Below are 2,525 nucleotides of genomic sequence, written 5' to 3' on the forward strand. Positions count from 1 at the left end.
CCAGGCCGGTTCGGGCCGCGAGTTCGTCGTAGGTCCAACCGCGTTCGGCCCGCAGTCGCGACAGCTCCTGACGGAGCGCGTCGAGGTTGGGGGCGGGCGGCGGAGTGATCGTCACCGCTCTATCCGACGGTGCAGAACCCTGCCCTGTCAGTGCAGACATCTGCCCTATTTGTGCTCGTCAGGTCCAGGGCAGCAGGGCAGAGATCTGCACTACCGTGTGCCGCCACCGGCCCTCCCCCGCCTCGGGACGCCGGCCCGACAACCCGTCAATCAGCAGGGAGGACAGCTCTCGATCGGGCGGCGCACTCCCCCGCCCCGTACGGCGCACCTGGACGCTCGACGTCCGGCCCCGCCGTGGGGAAACGGTTGTGACATGTCCGCAGTGCGGCCAGATCCCGGCCGACCCACAGTCTCCCGCGGCCACCCGTGCGGCCATCGTGGCCCATCTGGCCCGGCATGCCCGCGCCGATCCATGCGCCGGATATCTGCGGACCTGCCAGTGCGGAGAAGGCGGCTGCCGGTGGCACGCCCGGCATCGCGGCTGTGACGGGCCGATTCTGCTCCTGCTCACGCGCGTCGACGCTGGGCGTGTCTGGCGTCTGGCCGACACCTGCCGCGCCTGCGCCTCCGTCACCGCGCACGCTGCCATGGTTCCCGAGCCCTTGGACGTGCCCTCCAAACGGCCTGCCGCGAAAAGCGCCTCGGTGCAACCAGCCGGGCTCGCGGAGCCGCCGCTGACCGCCGGCTGGGACAGTGGATACGGCGAAGACGGACTGAGCTGGGTCATGTGCCCGGCGGACTGAGCAACGGCCACGATCGGGCCATGGCGCCCTCCCGCCGGGTCCGCGATCATAGGGTGCCGACAACCGGGTCTGCGATCATAGAGTGCTGACAGGGGGTAGGCATGCGCCGGCGATGGATCGTGGGCGCCGCTGCCGTCGCAGCCGGGCTGGGCTACGCGGTGCGGGCGTTCGAGGTGATTCCCAGCGGCTCCGCAGCAATCGTCGAACGTTTCGGCCGCTACAGCCGGACGTTACACCCCGGGCTGCACACCATCACGCCATTCGTGGACACCGTACGCAACCGCATCGACCTGCGCGAGCAAACCGTTCCGTTCCCGCTGCGCATGGTCTCGATGTATGACGGCAACGACCTGCCGATCGAATTCACCATCCAGTACAGCGTCACCGACCCGGTCAAGGCAACATACGGCACGGCCAGCTACATCCAAGCGCTGGAACGGCATGCCATCTACGAACTGACCTACGCGCTGGCCAACCTGGCGGCCGTCGACGCGCGGGTGTCGCTGGAGCAGATCGCCGAATCCGTCCGGCAGGTCCTCGCCCCCCGCGCCCAGCGATGGGGGCTCACCTTCCACGAATTCCTGCTGACCGTGGGCGAGGTCACCACCAGCGAAGTAGAGGACAAAGCACGCGTGGCAGCTGAGCACGGCGGGGGCTCCGCACAGTTCTACGCCTCCCACATGACCATGAACGTCCTGCCCAACGGTCAGATCACCCACCAGTCCAACGGGAGACTCGAAGCGATGAGCAGCTGGAACATCCAAAAGCAGGAGATCTCCGGCGGCAACGTGCAGCAGGGAGACCACAACGTCCAGGACAACCGCACACTGGATCCCGCAACCGCCCAACAGGCCCGGACCGTAACCGCCCAGCTCCTCCAGATCCTGCGTGCCGAGCAGCACGGCGGCCAGGCCTCGGCTCAACTCCTCATCGACGAGGCGGAAGTGATCGAAGGGGAGCTGGTCTCCGCCGAGCAGGAAGACAGGGCACCGGACGCGGGTCTGATGCGACGGGGCTGGCAGCAGATGAGGGAAGCGGCGGCTCCCGCGACGATCGCCGTGGCCGGAAGCGCGATAGCGAACCTGGTCACCCAGCTCGGTCAGCTGATCGGCGCCTGATTGCCTTCCGTTCGCTTGCCTGGCGCAGGGCGAGCCGCGGTCGCAGGCCTGTACCGCCTACCGAGCACCGTGTGCCGCTGGCAGGGGCGGCCAGCGGCACGGCACGACTGCCTCATTTCGCAGAAGCGACACCTTGTCGACCATTTCAGAGCGCGCTCCGGCCGAGTTCGCCTGCCGGGGACCGGTACTTCGCGTGTCTGGGCACGCTTCGGTCATTGTCATCCCCAGCTGTGTCTGCCGGAGGAAAATGAAAGGGACGAAATCTGATCTCCCCGCGCGAAATCCCAGCACAAGGCAGCGGCCCATGAGCGCTGATCAGACAGACATCCAGGACGTGCACGCCCTGTGGCTGCAGACTATGGACGGACTTCCTTCGCGGCAACGCCACGCCCGTCTGGGCGGAGGGCATGCGACAAGGGGCGGTGTTCTTGATGCCGCCGGCGGTGGCGGCACTCCCCCGGCCTCACGACCGCAGCGCCGCACTGGCCCGAGCAGAGAGCAAGCGGCTGCGCGCAGCCCAGCTGTTCTACGTAAGAAGCCGTATCTCTATCGATCATGAGGACGGTTCTGATCGAACATGGTCCTTGGTCGGGTGATCTCGGCG

The 2,525-nt window shown here is 67.5% G+C and carries 2 protein-coding genes and 1 pseudogene; 2 read left to right on the forward strand and 1 reads right to left on the reverse strand.

Translation table 11 applies throughout. The features are described from left to right. Positions 1-115, reverse strand: a pseudogene (locus VXC91_RS44490) (XRE family transcriptional regulator); the annotation flags it as partial. Between the two features lie 253 nt (positions 116-368). Here VXC91_RS44490 and VXC91_RS44495 point away from each other — a divergent pair. Continuing rightward, positions 369-803, forward strand: a complete 435-nt coding sequence (locus VXC91_RS44495) for a hypothetical protein (protein ID WP_329513030.1) — start codon at positions 369-371, stop codon at positions 801-803. Between the two features lie 101 nt (positions 804-904). Continuing rightward, a complete protein-coding gene (locus VXC91_RS44500) occupies positions 905-1,921 on the forward strand; it encodes an SPFH domain-containing protein (protein ID WP_329513031.1) in 1,017 nt (338 codons plus the stop codon). Positions 1,922-2,525: the final 604 nt, after the last annotated feature.

Origin of the sequence: Streptomyces chiangmaiensis (assembly GCF_036281785.1) — a bacterium.
GTDB classification, from domain to species: Bacteria; Actinomycetota; Actinomycetes; order Streptomycetales; family Streptomycetaceae; genus Streptomyces; species Streptomyces chiangmaiensis.

Excerpts from the sequence above, each read along its gene's own strand:
- VXC91_RS44500 (WP_329513031.1), top strand. The coding sequence starts at position 905 with ATGCGCCGGCGATGGATCGTGGGCGCCGCTGCCGTCGCAGCCGGGCTG.